Genomic DNA, 16,319 nt, shown 5'->3' on the forward strand with positions numbered 1-16,319 from the left:
CGATTCCTCCTATGCGTTACCCCATCTGCTTCTTGGATGTCCATCGATCGATTTTCTCCTGGACCTGGCTTACAGTGGGCATGGCATCGGAGCAGCTATGGCTGGATACGACGATCGACGCCGAAGCCGCACCGAACGTCTGGGCTTTTTCAATTTCCCATCCTTGCATGATGCCGTATATAAAGGCGCCGGCGAAGGCGTCCCCCGCTCCAAAGGTTTTGACGACCTCGGCGGGAAAGGTGCTGCCATGGAAAATGTTGCCGCTGCGGTCATAAGCCTTGGACCCGTCGCCTCCTCTTTTAACGACGATCAGCCGTGCCTTATGCTTCAGCCAGTGAGCTGCCGTCCAATCGTCTTCTTGATGGAGGGGGCGGCCCATAGCGAGTTCGAGCAAATCGAATTCCTCGCGTCCTCCCAGAATACAGTCGCATTTCTCGGCTGCCAGCTTGGCATAGATGCCGGCTTCAAGCGCCGAGGTCCACGTATACGGACGGTAGTCGATATCGAAAAAAGTGACGACCTCATGCTTGGACGCGTATTCCAACGCCATGAACACCGCTTCCCTTGAGGGGCTCTTCGCCAGCGCCGTTCCTGATATGAGCAGGGCTTTAGCCTTGCGAATATAGCCTTCGTCAATATCCGCCGGAGACAGCTTCAAGTCGGCGACATTATCCCGGTACATGAGAATACTGCAGTCCGTCGGAGACTTGATCTCCGTAAATGCCAGTCCGGTAACGGCTCCTTCGCGATCAACCGCAACGCAGCGGGCATCTACGCCGGTCTGCTGCAAGTACCGGACGATATATCGACCGAAGGCATCGTCCGACACTTTGCCGATAAACCCGGCGCTCAATCCGAGCCTGGCGGCTGCCACGGTAATATTCGCGGGAGAGCCGCCCAAATACTTCGTAAAGGTCAAAGTCTCCTCCATCGGCCGATGAATCTCGTTCGCATTGAGGTCGATGCATAGCCGGCCTAATCCGATTAGATCCATAGGTCGGTCCTGCTTAAAGTTCAGAACTCCTATTATAAAAACCTCCCTTCGTGTTATTCATCTAATCGATTAGATAGAATCGCAAGTTCATCTAATCGATTAGATATCATTACTATAAAACGTGCTCGCGGCGTTGTAAATCATTATTTTTCCATTTCTCTTGCCCTTGCTCCGCAAGTCCCCCGCACGATCAGCTCCACCGGCAGGACGATTCGATTGACAGGCTTATCATCGGCTTCTCGTTCCGGCATTTTTAACTTCTCCAGCAATATCATTGTCGCCTTTTTGCCGAGCTCATATCGAGGAATACGAACCGTAGTCAGCTGAATCAGCCGCGAATTCGCGATAAAAAGATCGTCAAAGCCGACGACGGCCAAATCGTCGGGTACGCTCAATTTTAAATCATAGGCAGCATCGATGACGCCGATCGCGCCTACATCATTAATATTTATTATGGCTGTCGGCCGTTTGGATGCATCCAGCTCCATTAATGTCTTCGTTGCGAGATAGCTAGGCTCATAACGCGCTTCTCCGGAAATAAGCCATTCCGGTTCGATCGCAAGCCCTGACTCGCGCATGGCGAAGACATAGCCTTCTCGTCTCAAACGGGTTATCTCGGAGCCCTCCACCCCACCCATAAACGCAACTTTGCGATGGCCAAGTCCGAGGAGGTGGTTCGTAGCCGTCACCGCACCGTTAAAGTTGTCGGATACCACACTGTCCATATCAAGCCCCGGAAGCTCTCGATGCGCAAAAACGACAGGCAAAGCATAATCTTTTAGTTCTTTTAATACGGCCCCATCTTTTTCCAGCGCGGTTGTAATAATCATACCGTCCGTCTTGCCTTCGCGCAGTAGCCTAAGCGCATCCGCCAGACGTTGACCATCTTCATTGGTGTTAATGATGTTTACCAAATAACCGGCTTCTTGCGCCACCTCTTCGCAAGCCTTGGCGATGTCCGGATAAAAAGGATTCGTAATGTCGGCTACGACAAGACTTAAAGTCTGGCTTCGCCTTACTCGCAGTCCTCTGGCTACCGCATTAGGCACATAGTCCAGCTCGCGGATCGCCTGAAGGATCCGTTCCTTTTTCTCCGGGCTAACATATCGCGTATTGTTCAACACATAGGAGACGGTAGCAACCGACACTTTGGCGTGATTCGCAATATCTTTTATCGTAGTCATCGTTTCGTTCCCTGCCGTTTGTTTTTTGCCGACCGCTGTTAATGGCTAATCATAACTATGGCATGTTCTACGCGATTTCACAACGCTTTAAAAAAAGCGCAATCGAATGAATCCGAGAATACAAAAACACGCCTTATCGGCGTGTCTCTTCTAAAACGACCATCTGATGTCCCTGAACGCGGGGAACGGTCAGCTTCACGGTGTCGCCGGACTGAACGAAAGGTATGGATTCACCCTGGGGAATCAACGTCGCCCGCGTCACGCGCGATCCGACGGTCAGCTCGGCAGCGATGTCGTGGAGCGGCGGCATATCCTCGATCACGCTCGTCCTTCCGCGTTGAATCGGCGCGGCATACGTCAGGTGCAATATATATCTCTCCTGCGAACGCTGATAGACGAATCGTGCCCGACCGCAGCTGGGCAAGCTTACCCGCATGACAGGCTTGCGATAAACCAGCTTCAGAGCGTTGATCAGATAGTCGCGATGATATTTGGCGCCATGGCGGAAGTACATCGAGCAGATCGGATGAGCCACGTACACAATGCTGCCTTTGCGGATGGCGGCCGGGTAATCGGCCGGTTCCATACCATAGGGCGTGTTCTGATGCGAGCAATAATGTCCATATGTCCTGTTGAAGTACGGTTCGTAGATCGTGGCCAGCACTTCCGCGTCCTTCACGCTGACCTGCTCGGCGCCTTCATAGAACAAAAACGGACTCGATACGATGCCGGCGTTCAACGGTTCGCCCGCAAGCACATAATCGTTCTCGTACAAGGAGGGACCTTGATAGGCGGCGCCGACATCGAGCTGAAAATGTGTTTTTCCCGGATTCAAGCCGCTTGTCCCCGTGAGGAGCAAACTTCCGCCCCGGTCGACATAGCTTTGGATTCGCAAGGCCGCTTCCTCATTTAACACAACGGAATCCGGCAGGATCAGCGTCTCGAATCGGTCCAACGCCCGTTCCGGGTCCGCGATGTCGAAGTCGAGCTGGCATTCGAGCAGCATCTTGGTCAGACCTTCATCCGCTTCCGATCGGTTCGATAATATGACGCCGAGCGTAGCCGTCTCCTCGACGTCGAAGCACCATTCCTCGATCTGTTCCGCATAGCGGTAAGCTTCGCCGATCGTGCGATACGTCTCCATATCCATCAGACCGCTCGGATGCATCTGATCGCCGATGCTGCAGCGGGCGCCGTACATCATCATCGAAGCGACCTCGTAGCGAAGCGCTTCGGGGCTCTTAAATCCGCCGAACTCGCCCCACATCGTGTGAAATTTCCCGGTCATCCCGAGGTACGAACTTCCGAGGGCGGCAAAATATTTGGCACGCACGGGCATCTTGTCGTACCCGCCCCATGTCGTCGGCAAGTCTTCCATCTCGATATGGGTGTGGACGCCATGCCACTCCTTGTGATTCAACTCCGCGCCGCCGTTAAAGAAAATGGACGCATCCCGGTGATACGCTCTCAATATTGACGTGCAGGTTGAAGTAAAACGCGTCCATTTGAGAACTTGATAGCTGCGCACGTCCTGTTCGACAGCCGGGTTCAGCCCCTGCTCCTTCATGCCGGCGACGCAATTGTCACACCAGCATAGCGGCGGCTGGAAGCAAATATCGTAAAAAAGACCGTCGAGCTCCGGATAACGTTCGCACACTTCGCGGGTTTGCGCATAAATCAATTCCGCATAGCGGCCGCTTGGACACATGAATTTCCAGGAAACGATCGGCCGCTTGTCGGAGGGCGACGCATCCGGCAAGCCGCCGATCATCTGTATCCCGCCATCCTGCTGCCGCGCTACGCATTCCGGCATGTCGTCCGCATCCCCTGCCGACCAGCCGACCGTAATATAGATCGGCGCCTTGACCCCGATCGCATGCGCGGCGTCCACCATCGCTCCGGTCAGGTCGACATCGAGCGTCGGATGCATGCGGCCCGCCTTGGTCGGGTAATAGCTCCAGCTGTGATGGCACTTGGCGAAAATCGTGATGGAGTTTACATGTCCCGCTCGAAGCGCATCCTGGAATTGCCCTGCATCGAATTTAGCACCTACGCCCGGTATGAACTCGGAAGTATGAAAATCCAGATGCACTTGTCTTGAAGCCAGCTTGTTCATTCGTCAGACCTACTCCCTCTCGTGATCGTTCACGTTGTCGATGTCCCCTCTAACCCTCTGGTGGCCCTTACATATTCTGTGGGAGCCACCCCCATGATCCGCTTGAATGCCCGCCGGAACGTGTGATCGCTGCTGTATCCGACCGCCTTGGCTACGTCCCGGATCGTACATTCCTCCCCGTTCAGCAGCTCGCACGCGCGCCGAATGCGCGTACCTTCGAGATAATCGGAAAAGGTGGCGTTCATCAGCTCCTTGAACAGCTGGTACATGTACGTTTCCGAGAAGCGAAGTTGCGATGCAAGCTCATACAACACAAAATCTTCACGCATATAGGATTGCTCGACAATCGCCGCGATCTGCGCCTTCAATTTGGCTTTGTCCTGATTTTTCTGTTCGGCCTGCGCATGGCATAATAACAAATGCGACGCCAGAATCGCTTCGAAAATGTCTTCGATCCGGTCCATCCGTTGAACCTTCTCCAGCAGCCGACCGATCTGCGGCTCCATTTCGTTCGGACCGAGACTTCGGACGACAGTGCCTTTAAGCACATGAATGAGCTGCTCGATCATCCCGGACGTCAAGCTTCGGTTCACGAAGTTCTCCTCGCTGATCCTGCGGATGATCCTGCGAACCTCCGCCTCGTCGCCGCTCTTGACGTTGCTGATGAGCTTCAGTTCCAGCTCAATGGGATAATAGAACTTCTGGTTCTCATTCGGCACTTCGCTAAAAAGCGTATAGGCGCTGCCGTTCTTCGCGTAACGGGCGTATTCGAGCGCCTGCTTGGCCTCGTCGAACGAAATGCTCACATTATGCAATCCCGGATACACCGCACCTGCGGAGAAATGAACGTCGAAGGGCAGCTTGTCCCGAACCTTCTCCTCGAACCGTTCGACGATGCTCCTCATCGACGACGGATCGCCTTCTCCGAAGGAAACGACAATCACGATCCGGTTATCGTTCAAGTCATCCTTATAAAAGGGTACAGCTGCTTCGGTACACAGCTCCTCCTTGACGAGAAGCATCAGTCTGTTCATTTGTTCCGCCGTCCGTCTGTCCGACGTATCCTTGCCCGGCATGATCCGCGCCAGCATGACGCCGAAGCGTTCTCCTTCTACATGAACCGGCAGCGAATCCTCGCCCTGATCGTAAAAACCGCCGTTCAGCAGCCGCTCGAAAAAGGTCGTTCGGAGCATCTGGTCGCGCATGCTCCGATGGCTGCGGTACAATTCCGAGATCCTGCTGTCCAAATAATCGTATTCGCTCATGCTTCTGTCGTTGTCCGTTCCGAATAGCTCCCTGATTTTGCCGACCAGCTGTTTGACCGGCTTATAGTTCCGATAAGCCAGCATGCAAGCCGTGACGATGCCAAGCGTAAGCGTGATTAGCAGTACGGCAAAGGTAACATTGCGGATGTAGTCCACCTTGGTCATCACCAGTCTCGACGGGACGACGGAAACGTATTTCCAGCCGCTGACGGTCGACAACGAACGGGACACGATAAACTTCTCCCCGGCAGGCGATACGTAGTTTCCGTCTCGAAGGTTGCCCGCAGCAATGCCGGACGGCTCGATGACCGTCCGATCTCCCGTCAACTGCGTAATGATGTCCCCATCCTGATTCTCGACGAATATCATCCCGCTGCGTCCGAGGTTGATCTTGGACAACAGGTTCTGAATGGCGGATTCATCGATCAGAATCATCAACGCGCCCTTGGGATTGCTGCTATACTCCCAAGGGATCGACTGCAGGTAATAAATGACGCGGTGGCTCTTGCCGTCGATCGTCACGTGGCCGCCGGAGACATATTGGCTTTGATGACGCTCGCTCCACAGGACGCGGTCCCAGTCCGGGCTACCGCTGTCTTGATTCCGATACAGACTCTTCTCGAACGCTTCCGGACTCGTATAGGACCGGTCCGACGACAGCACCAGCCGATTGTCCTTGAAGAAGACATAATAATCGACGATAAATTTGTTGGTTAAATTGTACTTGGGGTTCGTGCTCAGGATGTCCCAGACCTTGTAGTAATCGTTTGATCCTTCCGCGATTTCCTCGACGTTCATCAGGGAGATGATCTTGCGGTCCATCGCAATATACTTGGAGATGGCGTCAAGCTCGTTCAGCCGCTCGTCCACAATCGCCCCCGTTTGCTCCAGAAGGGATTGATTGGAACGGAGCGCCTCCTCCTGCGCAAGCTGGACGGTTTCCTTATAAACGTAGCTTCCGATCAGCAGCGGAATGACGAGGACAAGCAGATAGGACAGGATCAGTCTGGTCAGCGTGGCATGCCTGCGTCTTTTCTTTAGAAATGACATCGAATCCCCCCAGCACTTGCGAAAGCGTTGTCAAAAAAGTATATCACAGCCCTTTTGGTGTTGCCATCTTGCAGAAGGGCAAGAGGCAAGGCCGCCATAACGAAGTTATGGCGGTCTTTTCCGTCGTTTCCGTATGCTTAATGGCTCGCGTACTGTCGATCGTAAGCCTTCTGATTGATATCGACGAATCGTTGGAGTCCGATTTTATCGAGGCTCTGCACGTAGCTGTCCCAATCGGCTGCAGGCTTCAAGTTGCCGGTAATAAATCGAACCGTCGATTCGTTGATATGGTTTTCCAGTTCGATCCGGATCGTTTGAAGCTCGTCGTTTTCTTCTGCCAGCAGTTTGACCGGCGGCATGACTGTCGTATTTTCCGGCGTATAAGGCTGGTATTTTTTTGCCGTCTCCTCATACAACAGACGCTCGAGGCCATCCGGCGTGAAAAGATCCGAGCTGGGCTCCACCTGTTCGCCCAGTCGCCATTCGGCCGGCGCGTATTCGATGGCCGCATGCATCCAGCCGTCATTTTGCGGTTCATTCGTATAAGGCTTCAGTCGCTTCAGCAGCGCCGGCTTCCCGTTGAGCCCCACGGCGCCCGGATCCGGCGTTGTCCAGCCGACGTCCTTCGGCCCGGTGATCAACCGAGTCTGCGTTTCGAATTCATACAGACCGTCCGCCCAGCGAATGGCCGCTTCCGGATATTTGGAGGTGGAAGAGATCAGGAAGTCGCCGCCTTGCACCGCATCAAACTTGAAAAACGTAGCTTGTCTCGTTCCGTCCGGCCCTTTAAGCGGAGGTACGGTTACGTACTGCTTGTACCGTTCCTGGTTCGTGGCGGGATCGATCACGCCGACGCTGGCTCCGGTCGGGAATGCGCCGAGAATCGCGCTTCCTTCGCTCGCGGCAATCGACTTCAGTTGGTCGATTTTCTGGGTGAACGAAGGCTGATAGATCAGCCCCTCGGCATACAATTTATTCAGATAGGCGAGACCGTCCCTGTATTGCGGCGTATTTACGATCGACATGACCTTTCCGTCCTGTACGATCATCTTGAGCGGGTTATACATGCCCGGATTAAGAATAAACGGATTCATTAGAAAACCGTCGATCGTCGTGTACCAGCCGTCAGTCGCGCCGGCCAGCGGAATTTCGTCGGCTTTGCCGTTGCCGTTGGGATCCTTTTCCTTGAAGGCCTTCATCACTTGATAGAACTCGTCCGTCGTCGTAGGCATCGGAAGTCCCAAGTTATCGAGCCACTCTTGATTGATCCACATTTTTTGGGCATAACCGCAGTGGAAGCAGTCGTTCCAGGAAGGCAGCGAATAGATGTTGCCGTCCGTGGCGGTGATTCTTCCCTTCATGTCCGGATGCTTCTGCATAACCTCCTTGAAGGCAGTCATGTGCTTCTCGATCAGGCCGTCGAGAGGCCGGAAAATTTGCTGACCGACGCCGTACTGGGCTTCGATGACGTCGTCGACGCCGAGGCCGAGAAAGATGTCCGGATAGTCGCCGCTTGCCAGAACGAGATTCAGCTTCTCTTTGACGTTCCCCGAAGGGACGACTTCCCATTCGATATGAATGTTCGTTTTCTCCTCATACCATTTCGTAAACTCGTTGGTGTTAAAGTCGATGATCTGTGGAATTTGCGGCGCCATGACCCGCAACGTAATTTTATCTTTGACGATCGGGTAGCTGCCGGGTTCGGTTACCGCCGCTTCTCCGGCGCTGCCGCCGCCGGAGGCGTTCGGGTTGCCCGTCTGATTGCCGGTTCCCTTATCTTTGGCGCATCCTGCAAGAATGAAGGACAGACAGATCAGGCTTACGACTAACGTTTTCACCACTTTTTTCATGGTATACCCCCTGATTTTTTTCGTGCGACGACCCTTTCAACCATTACACCGCTTTTGCGCCAGGCTTGCAATCAGCCTTTGATTGCGCCGATCATAATACCGCGAACGAAGTATTTCTGCACGAACGGGTAGATAAGCAGCACCGGCAGGCTTGCTACGACGATGACGGCATATTTGACGATGTCGGCCAGACCCTGCTTGCGCTGCAGCACCTCAAAATCCTGCATCATCGTCGGGTCCAGCTGATTCAACACCAGGATATTGCGCAGTATGATTTGAAGCGGCTGAAGATCCGGCGATTTCAGATAGATGAGCGCATTAAAGTAACTGTTCCAGTGACCGACTCCGTAATAGAGCGCCATGACGGCCAGAATCGGCGCGGACAGCGGTAGCGCCATACGGAGAAGGAAGCGAAAGTCGGTGCAGCCGTCCATCGATGCAGCCTCGTATAATTCGTCCGGGATCGTAGCCTGAAAGTAAGTTCTTGTGATAATCAGGTTCCATACCGACAAGGCCACGGGCAAAATCATCGCCCACCTCGTATCGAGCAAGCCCAGATCCCTGACCAGCAGAAAAGTCGGGATGAGCCCCCCTGAGAACAGCATCGTGAACAAGAAGATCGCCATAAAGAGGTTTCGGCCGAACAGCTCCTTCCGGGACAGGGGAAACGCTGCCATAACGGTCATCACCAGATTGATCAGCGTGCCGGCCACCATGTAAAAGAGCGAGTTGGCAAAACCGCTTACCAATTGCTTGTTTTTGAATACGGCCTCGTAACCGTTTAATGTCGGCTCTACGGGCCAGAGCCAAACCTTGCCTGAGATTACCGCGCTCGGCGCGCTGAAGGAAGCGCTTACGACATAGATCAGCGGATAGGCGACCAGCACAAAAACAATCGCCAGATATAAATAGGTCGCTACATTAAATATCCGGTCTCCGGGCGACTCCTTCATCAACCGATTCGGATGCGCTTCCATGGTGTCCCCTCCTTTTTTCACCACAGACTGCTATCGGTGAACTTCTTCGCTGCGTAGTTCGCCGCCACCAGCAGAATCAGGTTGATAACGGAATTAAATAAACCGATTGCCGTAGAGAAGCTGAAATTCGCATTGACCAAACCAACCTTGTACACATAAGTCGAAATGATCTCGGATGTCGTCAGATTCAAACTGTTCTGCATAAGGAAAATCATCTCATAACCGACGTTCATCACGTTGCCGAAGCTTAAAACGAGCAAAATGACGATGGTAGGACGGATGGCAGGCAGATCGACATGCCAGATCCGCCGAAGCTTGGACGCCCCGTCAATGACGCAGGCTTCCTGCAGATCCTTGCTGACGCCTGACAAAGCCGCGAGATAAATAACGGCCGAATACCCGGTTCCCTGCCAGATGGTCGTCCATACGTAGATAGATTTGAAGTATGCCGCCTTGCCCATCAGGTTGACGGGATCCCCGCCGAACAACGTAATAAATTGATTGATCACGCCGATCCGCGGATCGAGAATCTGCATCAGCATGCCCACGAGCACGACCGTCGAAATAAAGTACGGCGCATACGTGACCATCTGGACCGTTTTCTTAAAAAAACGCCCCCGCACCTCGTTTAACGCGACGGCAAGCAAAATGGGAAACGCAAAACCGGCCGCCAGCGAATACAGACTGATGCCGACCGTATTCCGGATAATTCTCCAGCTGGATGGTGAATTGAAGAACTGGTCGAAATGTTTGAATCCGACCCAAGGGCTGCCGCCAATTCCGCTCATCGCCTGGAATTGTTTGAAAGCAAGCTGTATCCCGTACATCGGAATATAGTGAAAGATGATCACATACAGCAGCGGAGGAAGCAGGATCACGTAAAGCTGCCAGTGGGCCAGCATTCTCCGGATCGTATGTCTCGTTATGCGTCGCGACTTCCGATTCCAATCAGTCCGAACAAGTACATCGGCCTTCAATACGGTATCCCCTCCATACAATCAACTGGTTCACAAATGCGTTCAATCGCAATGGCGCCTCCTCTCCCGTTCTCGGCTATGCGCAGTGCCTGTCCCAAACGTATCATCGGGGCATGGCAGAAGAATACGGCCAAAACTTAGTTTGCGCGGGCATTTCTCGGGAAACCGACAAGATGCGGCCCCGTCAGCCGACGGACGATTTTTAAAATGGCGTACGATTTATGCGTGCGAACGAAAAAACACGCCTTATCGGCGTGTCGGAACTTACTCATCTCTCCTTATGTCCCCAATAGTCGCCAGCCAGTCCTTCAATAATGCATCCGCTCGCCCAAGGCATCAGGCAGAACCATGTACTGGCTAACGAACCGTCCCGATACTTTTGAGTGAGCAGCCCTTCCGAATGACAAAACCTTTCGGACATCCAGCCTTTCTTCCCATAATCGAATTCTCGATCATATCGATTATAGGTTTGGCAGCCCCAGCCGATCGTATCTAACAAGCGATCGTGAACATACGGGTCTTCACCGTTCTCCAAGAAATAGAGCATTTCGTCTACGACGTTGCCGGACATGGGATGGATGTGCGGGTTCGCGATTGAAGTGACGCTCCCTCCGGAGCTGGACCAGCCGATCCGGCTGAGCGGCGGCACCTTCACAGGCGAATTGTAGCAGAACTTGAACGTAAATTCGTAGTTGAATGCATCCTTCATATGCTGTAGATATAGAGGATCGCCCGTCAGCGCATGAATGTATCGCAGCGCTTTTATATAAGCGAGGATGCCTTCGGAGTCGGTTGCCTTGTCCGTATCGAGCGGTGTTCCATAACATTCCATGCGTCTGACGAACGTCTCGTAATAATGGTTTTCGCTCTTTTTCAAGCTGTCTAAATGCGCGCTGTCGTCAGTCAACCAGCAATAATAGGCCAACGCGGCCATGCACCACGTTCCTGCGAACGCATCGTACTCGATGCCGACGCCGGTCTTTTCGGAAATGACATAAGGGTACTCATGATCCTCATTTTTTGTCCTTTCCAACTTCAGGAGCGTACGCTTGACGAAATCCAGCCAATCGTCATGGATACAATTCCTGTACCGCCGCTCATAATCGAATGCCTTTAAGATATAATACAGAGCCTGCCCCGCCAGATAAGAGGAATGCCCCGAATTGCGCATCCCGTCAAACCACCAACCGTTGTTGCACCATTTCCCATTCTCATAAGATTCGTACGGCAGACCCGTGACCGGATTCATACAATTCTCGACGATGTTCGCGATACAATCGATCGCCTGTCCGCGCATGGACTCGTCTCCCAATCGCAGAGCGGCCATCAAGACAGGCGTCGCCACAGACAACCCATTGGTCCAACTGATCGATAAAAGCTTGTTATATCGGTAGCCCCCCGTGTCATCATCCTCGATGACAAATCCGGAATATTGCCGTTCTTCCGGGAGCCATGCATATTGATAAATGGCCGTCGACAAATCGGTAACCGTCGTCCATACATCGCTTGCTTTCCTGGGGCTCTGATGATATTGATAATAAACCGCCTCGATTGCGGCATTGATGCCTAACTCCGAATCGGCATCATAGTCGAATAGGTCGAATGATACTTCCACCGACTCCCCCGGTGCCAATTCGAAGCAGTTGTTCGCGAGAGGCGCCCGCTCCTCGACCTGTTTGGATTTGATAAACAGGAGCGGCGCATTTTCGTAACCAAGCGTATACCCCACTCTTCCGCTAGAGAGCGAGCAAGTATAACCGCCATACTGATAGAACGCTCCTTCGACGCCTGGCTTCCACTGCCGCTTAACGCCATCCTTGCGAATAAAATAGGGACTCGCGCTAAGTCCGTATACTTTCCGGCTGTCGTAGACGAGCGCGACGGGGTGGGAGAGCCGGTCGCTTCTCACCATCCACCAAGGCGAAGAAGGACGGGACGGATTCCCCTCTCTCAGACGGGGAAATTCGTTCGTCACATTTTGAGGAGCCTCTCCCCGGTTTCTCCCGTAAATGAAGGCCGGCAGGAAAAATCTCGGATTCCTTTTCGGAAAAGGCATTTCGATGTGAATGACGCCCGCCCAAGCACTTCTTCCCTCATTGCAGATCCTTACGCTTGCTCGAACCGGATCGTTCGAACCGCCATCGCCGCCCGATATCTCTATTAAAGCTCTCAATCCATGTTGCTCCAGACCGATATATTCCGTCTGTTCCTGCGCTCTGCTTCTAGCCGAGAAAATGAGTTCCATGAAAGCCTCCAACCGTCTTTCGATTGCGACCAACGCGTTTCTTCCTATGATTGCCGGCAAAAGATAACCAACTCCCAAGCGCCTTCATCGACCCTTGGGAGTTGGATGTGCTGGTTATCTCAATCTTAAACCTTCGAATTATTGACCGTTCTGCGCATCGTAATTTTTGACGAATTCATCCAGTACGGCCTTGCCGCCCTGATCCATGAACTGTTGAACCGACGATTTGTACAGGCTGTCGAATTCGGCCGGTTTAGCGGTAATCAGCTTAGCGAGCAGTTGAGCGGACAGACTCGTGAGCTGAGAGTGGTATTTGGCATCTGCCGCATTTGGCGTCGAGTAGTAGTAAGGCGCATAATTCTCTGTCATCGATACCTTTAACGCGTTCTCTACCTCTTTCTCATAACCCGGATATCCGGCAGAGATGGCTGCCTGATTTTTCTGCGGATCCCCAAGCTCGATACCGTTGGAGAGGATATCGTAGTCGAGATTGTTCGCGACCGTCATCATCTTATCGCCGGAAGTCGTCGTTCCTGTCTGAACCGGAACGCCGTTCACCATGTTATAGTCCTCGCCTTCCTTGCCATTCTGGAGGAAGAGGGTATTTTGGGGATCGGCCATCCAGTTCAGATATTGAACCGCGAGATCGGCATTTTTGCTAAATTTGGGCACGAAGATATAAAGGCCATTCGGGCTGTAACCTTGCTTGGGATGGTTGCCCGCATCATTCTGCCACGGATCGATCGGAATAAGCTCTGCGCCCGGAACGTTTGCCTTCAGGTTGTTGTAGGTGCCGGGAGCGGTTCGGTACGGACCGTCCCAGTTGGTGAAGAACGCTCCGACCTTGCCGTTGGAGATATCGGCGTCCGAGAGTTTCCCATCCTTGTCCGTCACGAAATTCGGGCTTAACAATCCAGCGTGAAACATCTTGTTCAAATATTGGACGGCCTTATCATACCCCGGCAAGTTCCACGGCGGCATGCTCACGCTTTGCGCTTGAAGCGTGGCGAATTGTTTTTCCGTAAGGTTGGATGGTTTAAAAGCTTCCATGATTGCGCCCACCCCCGGAGTGGACGAGCTCAAGCTATATCCATAAGGGATAACGCCGGACACCTGACCGGGATTTTTCTCCTTAAATGCCACCATGGTGTCGTAGAACTGTTCCGCGGTCGTAGGGACGGGAAGACCCAGCTTATCGAGCCAGTCCTTGCGTATAAAGGTATTAAAACCTGCAAGAATCGTCCTTTTAGCAGATACAGCATACTGGGTGCCGTTGTATTTACCGTACTTTAATATATCTTCGCCAAGATAGCTGGTGAGAGCAGATCCGTATTGATCGAGGAGCGGACCAAGATCCGTCAAACCGCCCTGCTGTACGAAGTTATAGACGGTTCCTGCGTCGTAAGTGAATACAATGTCGGGTGCATCCGAAGATGCCATCAATACGTTCAATTTCTCGACTTCCTGGGACCTGGGAACGGTAACAAACTTTACGGTAGCATTATACTGCTTGCCGAAATTATCGTTGATGTACTTGGTCCAGTAGTTATTGTTCAAGTCCGGTTGTCCGGGTTTGCCTCTGTCGAAAACTTCGACCGTCAACGTTCGATGTTTTTTTGAGGTGCCTTCGCTTGCCGTATTTTGCGTACTGCCTGATGGCTTGGTGTTATCTGACGTATTGTTGCCTTTTGACGAACAGGCTGACAATGACGACGCAAGCATGAGCGTCGCAAAACCAACAGAAACAAATTTACGTGCCCCCGCCTTCATAGAAACCTCTCCTTTAAAATATATTATTTATATAAATGGGTGAAATGAATGGGACAAGCCCGCCCTCGATCCATCCCGCGCCATCTATATCAACCTTTTACGGCACCGATCATGATACCGGATACAAAGTATTTCTGAAGCCATGGATACACCAGAAGAATCGGAATGGTGCCAAATACGATAGCCGCTGCCTTCAAAGCTTCCGAAGGCAAATTTACGATAGCGCTTTCGCCAACAAAATCCTGCGAGATATTGATCACGTTGTATAACTTGAGCTGGATCGTATAATATTTTTCGTTCGTAACGTAGAACAGGGCATCCTGAAAATAATTCCAACGAAATACGGCATAGAGCAAACTCATGGTGGCAAGTGCCGGCTTCGAAAGAGGCAAAACGATCTTAAGCAAAATCTGCAAGTCGTTGCATCCGTCCAAGTGGGCGGCCTCCTCCAAACTGTCCGGCAAACTCTGAAAAAACGACTTCATAATGATCATGTAATACACGCTCACGAGTCCCGGAAGAACCAGCGCCCATGGGGTGTTTAATAAATGCAGATTTTTTACGTTCAAATAGTCCGGAATCAAGCCGCCGCTGAAATACATGGTAAACAGCATGAGCAGGAGAAAAAATCCTCTGCCCCGGAGTCTTTTTTTCGTAAGCGGATAGGCAGCCAGGATGGTCGTGATCAATGCAAGGAGCACAAATCCAACCGTCAGAACGACCGAGTAGAATAAGGAATACAGCATGCCGTCATCCGCGAAGACGACCTTATAAGCTTCGATATTGAAATCTATGGGGTACACGGTAACGGATTGGGATATGATAGCCCTATTGGAGCTTAATGACTGCGATAAAATAAAGAGAAAAGGCACCAGGCATAAGAAAACCGCAATTAAAATAACGAATGCAATGATATAATCAGACATTTTTAATTTTCGTATAAGCAGCATCGTCGTCATCTCCTTACCAAATGCCGTCATCGCCTAGTTTGCGACTAATATAGTTGGAACTTACGAGGAATATTAAGCAAATTACGGATTGGAACAAGCCGACAGCCGTACCTAGCGAGAAGTCTGCGGATTGAATGCCTACACGGTACACATAAGTGCTGATCACGTCTCCAAAGTCCATAACCAGGTTGTTTTGAATATTGAAGGGACGATCGAAGTTAATTGCCATAATATTGCCAAGCTGGAGAATCATCAGAATGACGATGGTCGGCCGGATGCCCGGCAACGTGATATGCCATATCTTTTTGAATCTACCTGCACCATCCGCTTCCGCGGCTTCGTATAATTGGTTGTCGATGCCCGTCATCGCGGCCAAATACAAAATCGTTCCCCACCCCGCATTCTGCCAGACGCCGACTAAAATATAAGTTCCAACCCATGCGTATTTATCCGTGAGGAATGGAAAGCCATGACCCCCCATATCGGCGATCAGGGCGTTTAGCATGCCGGTGGGAGAAAACAATTGGGCGACGATTCCGCCGATAATGACCCAGGAGAGGAAGTGAGGCAGATACAAGATGGTCTGGCTTGCCTTTTTAAACTTCGTCGATACCAGTTCATTGAGCAAAATAGCTAACAGTATCGGCGCCGGAAATCCCACGATCAGATCCAAACCGTTCAATACCAAGGTGTTTCGTACGACCTGAAAGAATTGTTTCGAGGAAAAAACTTGCTTGAACGTTTCGAAATCATTCCAGGGACTACTGTTGATACCCTTAAAAATGTTGTAATCCTTAAAAGCGATCTGTATACCATACATGGGAGCGTATTTAAAAATCAAAATATAAGCAACAGGGATAACCAACATTAAATAAAGCAGAAAGTCATGTTTAATGTAGTGAATAATCCCTTTCTTCGCCATCAATCAAAACCTCCATTGC

Annotated in this window: 11 protein-coding genes; all 11 read right to left on the minus strand. The window is 51.8% G+C overall.

All coding sequences use genetic code 11. From position 1 onward, the window contains the following. Positions 1–16: 16 nt before the first annotated feature. The 11 genes from iolC to KVT38_RS19890 all read right to left on the minus strand — a co-directional run bounded on the left by iolC (position 17) and on the right by KVT38_RS19890 (position 16,300). Entirely contained in the window at positions 17–1,027 is a 1,011-nt protein-coding gene (gene iolC, locus KVT38_RS19840) for a 5-dehydro-2-deoxygluconokinase (protein WP_217595521.1), read from the minus strand. Positions 1,028–1,137: 110 nt separating this feature from the next. Continuing rightward, a complete protein-coding gene (locus KVT38_RS19845; RefSeq protein ID WP_217595481.1) occupies positions 1,138–2,178 on the minus strand; it encodes a LacI family DNA-binding transcriptional regulator in 1,041 nt (346 codons plus the stop codon). 133 nt (positions 2,179–2,311) lie between these two features. After that, the gene (locus tag KVT38_RS19850) at positions 2,312–4,294 is read right to left on the minus strand and encodes an alpha-amylase family protein (protein WP_217595482.1); all 1,983 of its coding nucleotides are present in this window, start codon (positions 4,292–4,294) and stop codon (positions 2,312–2,314) included. Positions 4,295–4,323: 29 nt separating this feature from the next. Beyond that, positions 4,324–6,609 (minus strand): helix-turn-helix domain-containing protein, encoded by a 2,286-nt coding sequence (locus tag KVT38_RS19855; RefSeq protein WP_217595483.1) that lies wholly within the window; start codon positions 6,607–6,609, stop codon positions 4,324–4,326. A gap of 137 nt (positions 6,610–6,746) precedes the next feature. Further along, a complete protein-coding gene (locus tag KVT38_RS19860; RefSeq protein WP_217595484.1) occupies positions 6,747–8,459 on the minus strand; it encodes an ABC transporter substrate-binding protein in 1,713 nt (570 codons plus the stop codon). A gap of 71 nt (positions 8,460–8,530) precedes the next feature. Next, a complete protein-coding gene (locus KVT38_RS19865; protein WP_217595485.1) occupies positions 8,531–9,436 on the minus strand; it encodes a carbohydrate ABC transporter permease in 906 nt (301 codons plus the stop codon). Between the two features lie 17 nt (positions 9,437–9,453). Continuing rightward, positions 9,454–10,338 (minus strand): ABC transporter permease, encoded by an 885-nt coding sequence (locus KVT38_RS19870; protein WP_217595486.1) that lies wholly within the window; start codon positions 10,336–10,338, stop codon positions 9,454–9,456. Positions 10,339–10,681: 343 nt separating this feature from the next. Beyond that, entirely contained in the window at positions 10,682–12,736 is a 2,055-nt protein-coding gene (locus KVT38_RS19875; protein WP_254639362.1) for a hypothetical protein, read from the minus strand. Between the two features lie 60 nt (positions 12,737–12,796). After that, positions 12,797–14,428, minus strand: a complete 1,632-nt coding sequence (locus tag KVT38_RS19880; protein WP_217595487.1) for an extracellular solute-binding protein — start codon at positions 14,426–14,428, stop codon at positions 12,797–12,799. A gap of 89 nt (positions 14,429–14,517) precedes the next feature. Continuing rightward, positions 14,518–15,378: a carbohydrate ABC transporter permease gene (locus KVT38_RS19885; protein WP_217595488.1), complete on the minus strand. Its 861-nt coding sequence runs from the start codon at positions 15,376–15,378 to the stop codon at positions 14,518–14,520. 13 nt (positions 15,379–15,391) lie between these two features. After that, the gene (locus tag KVT38_RS19890; protein ID WP_217595489.1) at positions 15,392–16,300 is read right to left on the minus strand and encodes an ABC transporter permease; all 909 of its coding nucleotides are present in this window, start codon (positions 16,298–16,300) and stop codon (positions 15,392–15,394) included. Positions 16,301–16,319: the final 19 nt, after the last annotated feature.

Origin of the sequence: Cohnella sp. GbtcB17, from assembly GCF_019091135.1 — a bacterium.
Taxonomy (GTDB): Bacteria; Bacillota; Bacilli; order Paenibacillales; family Paenibacillaceae; genus Cohnella.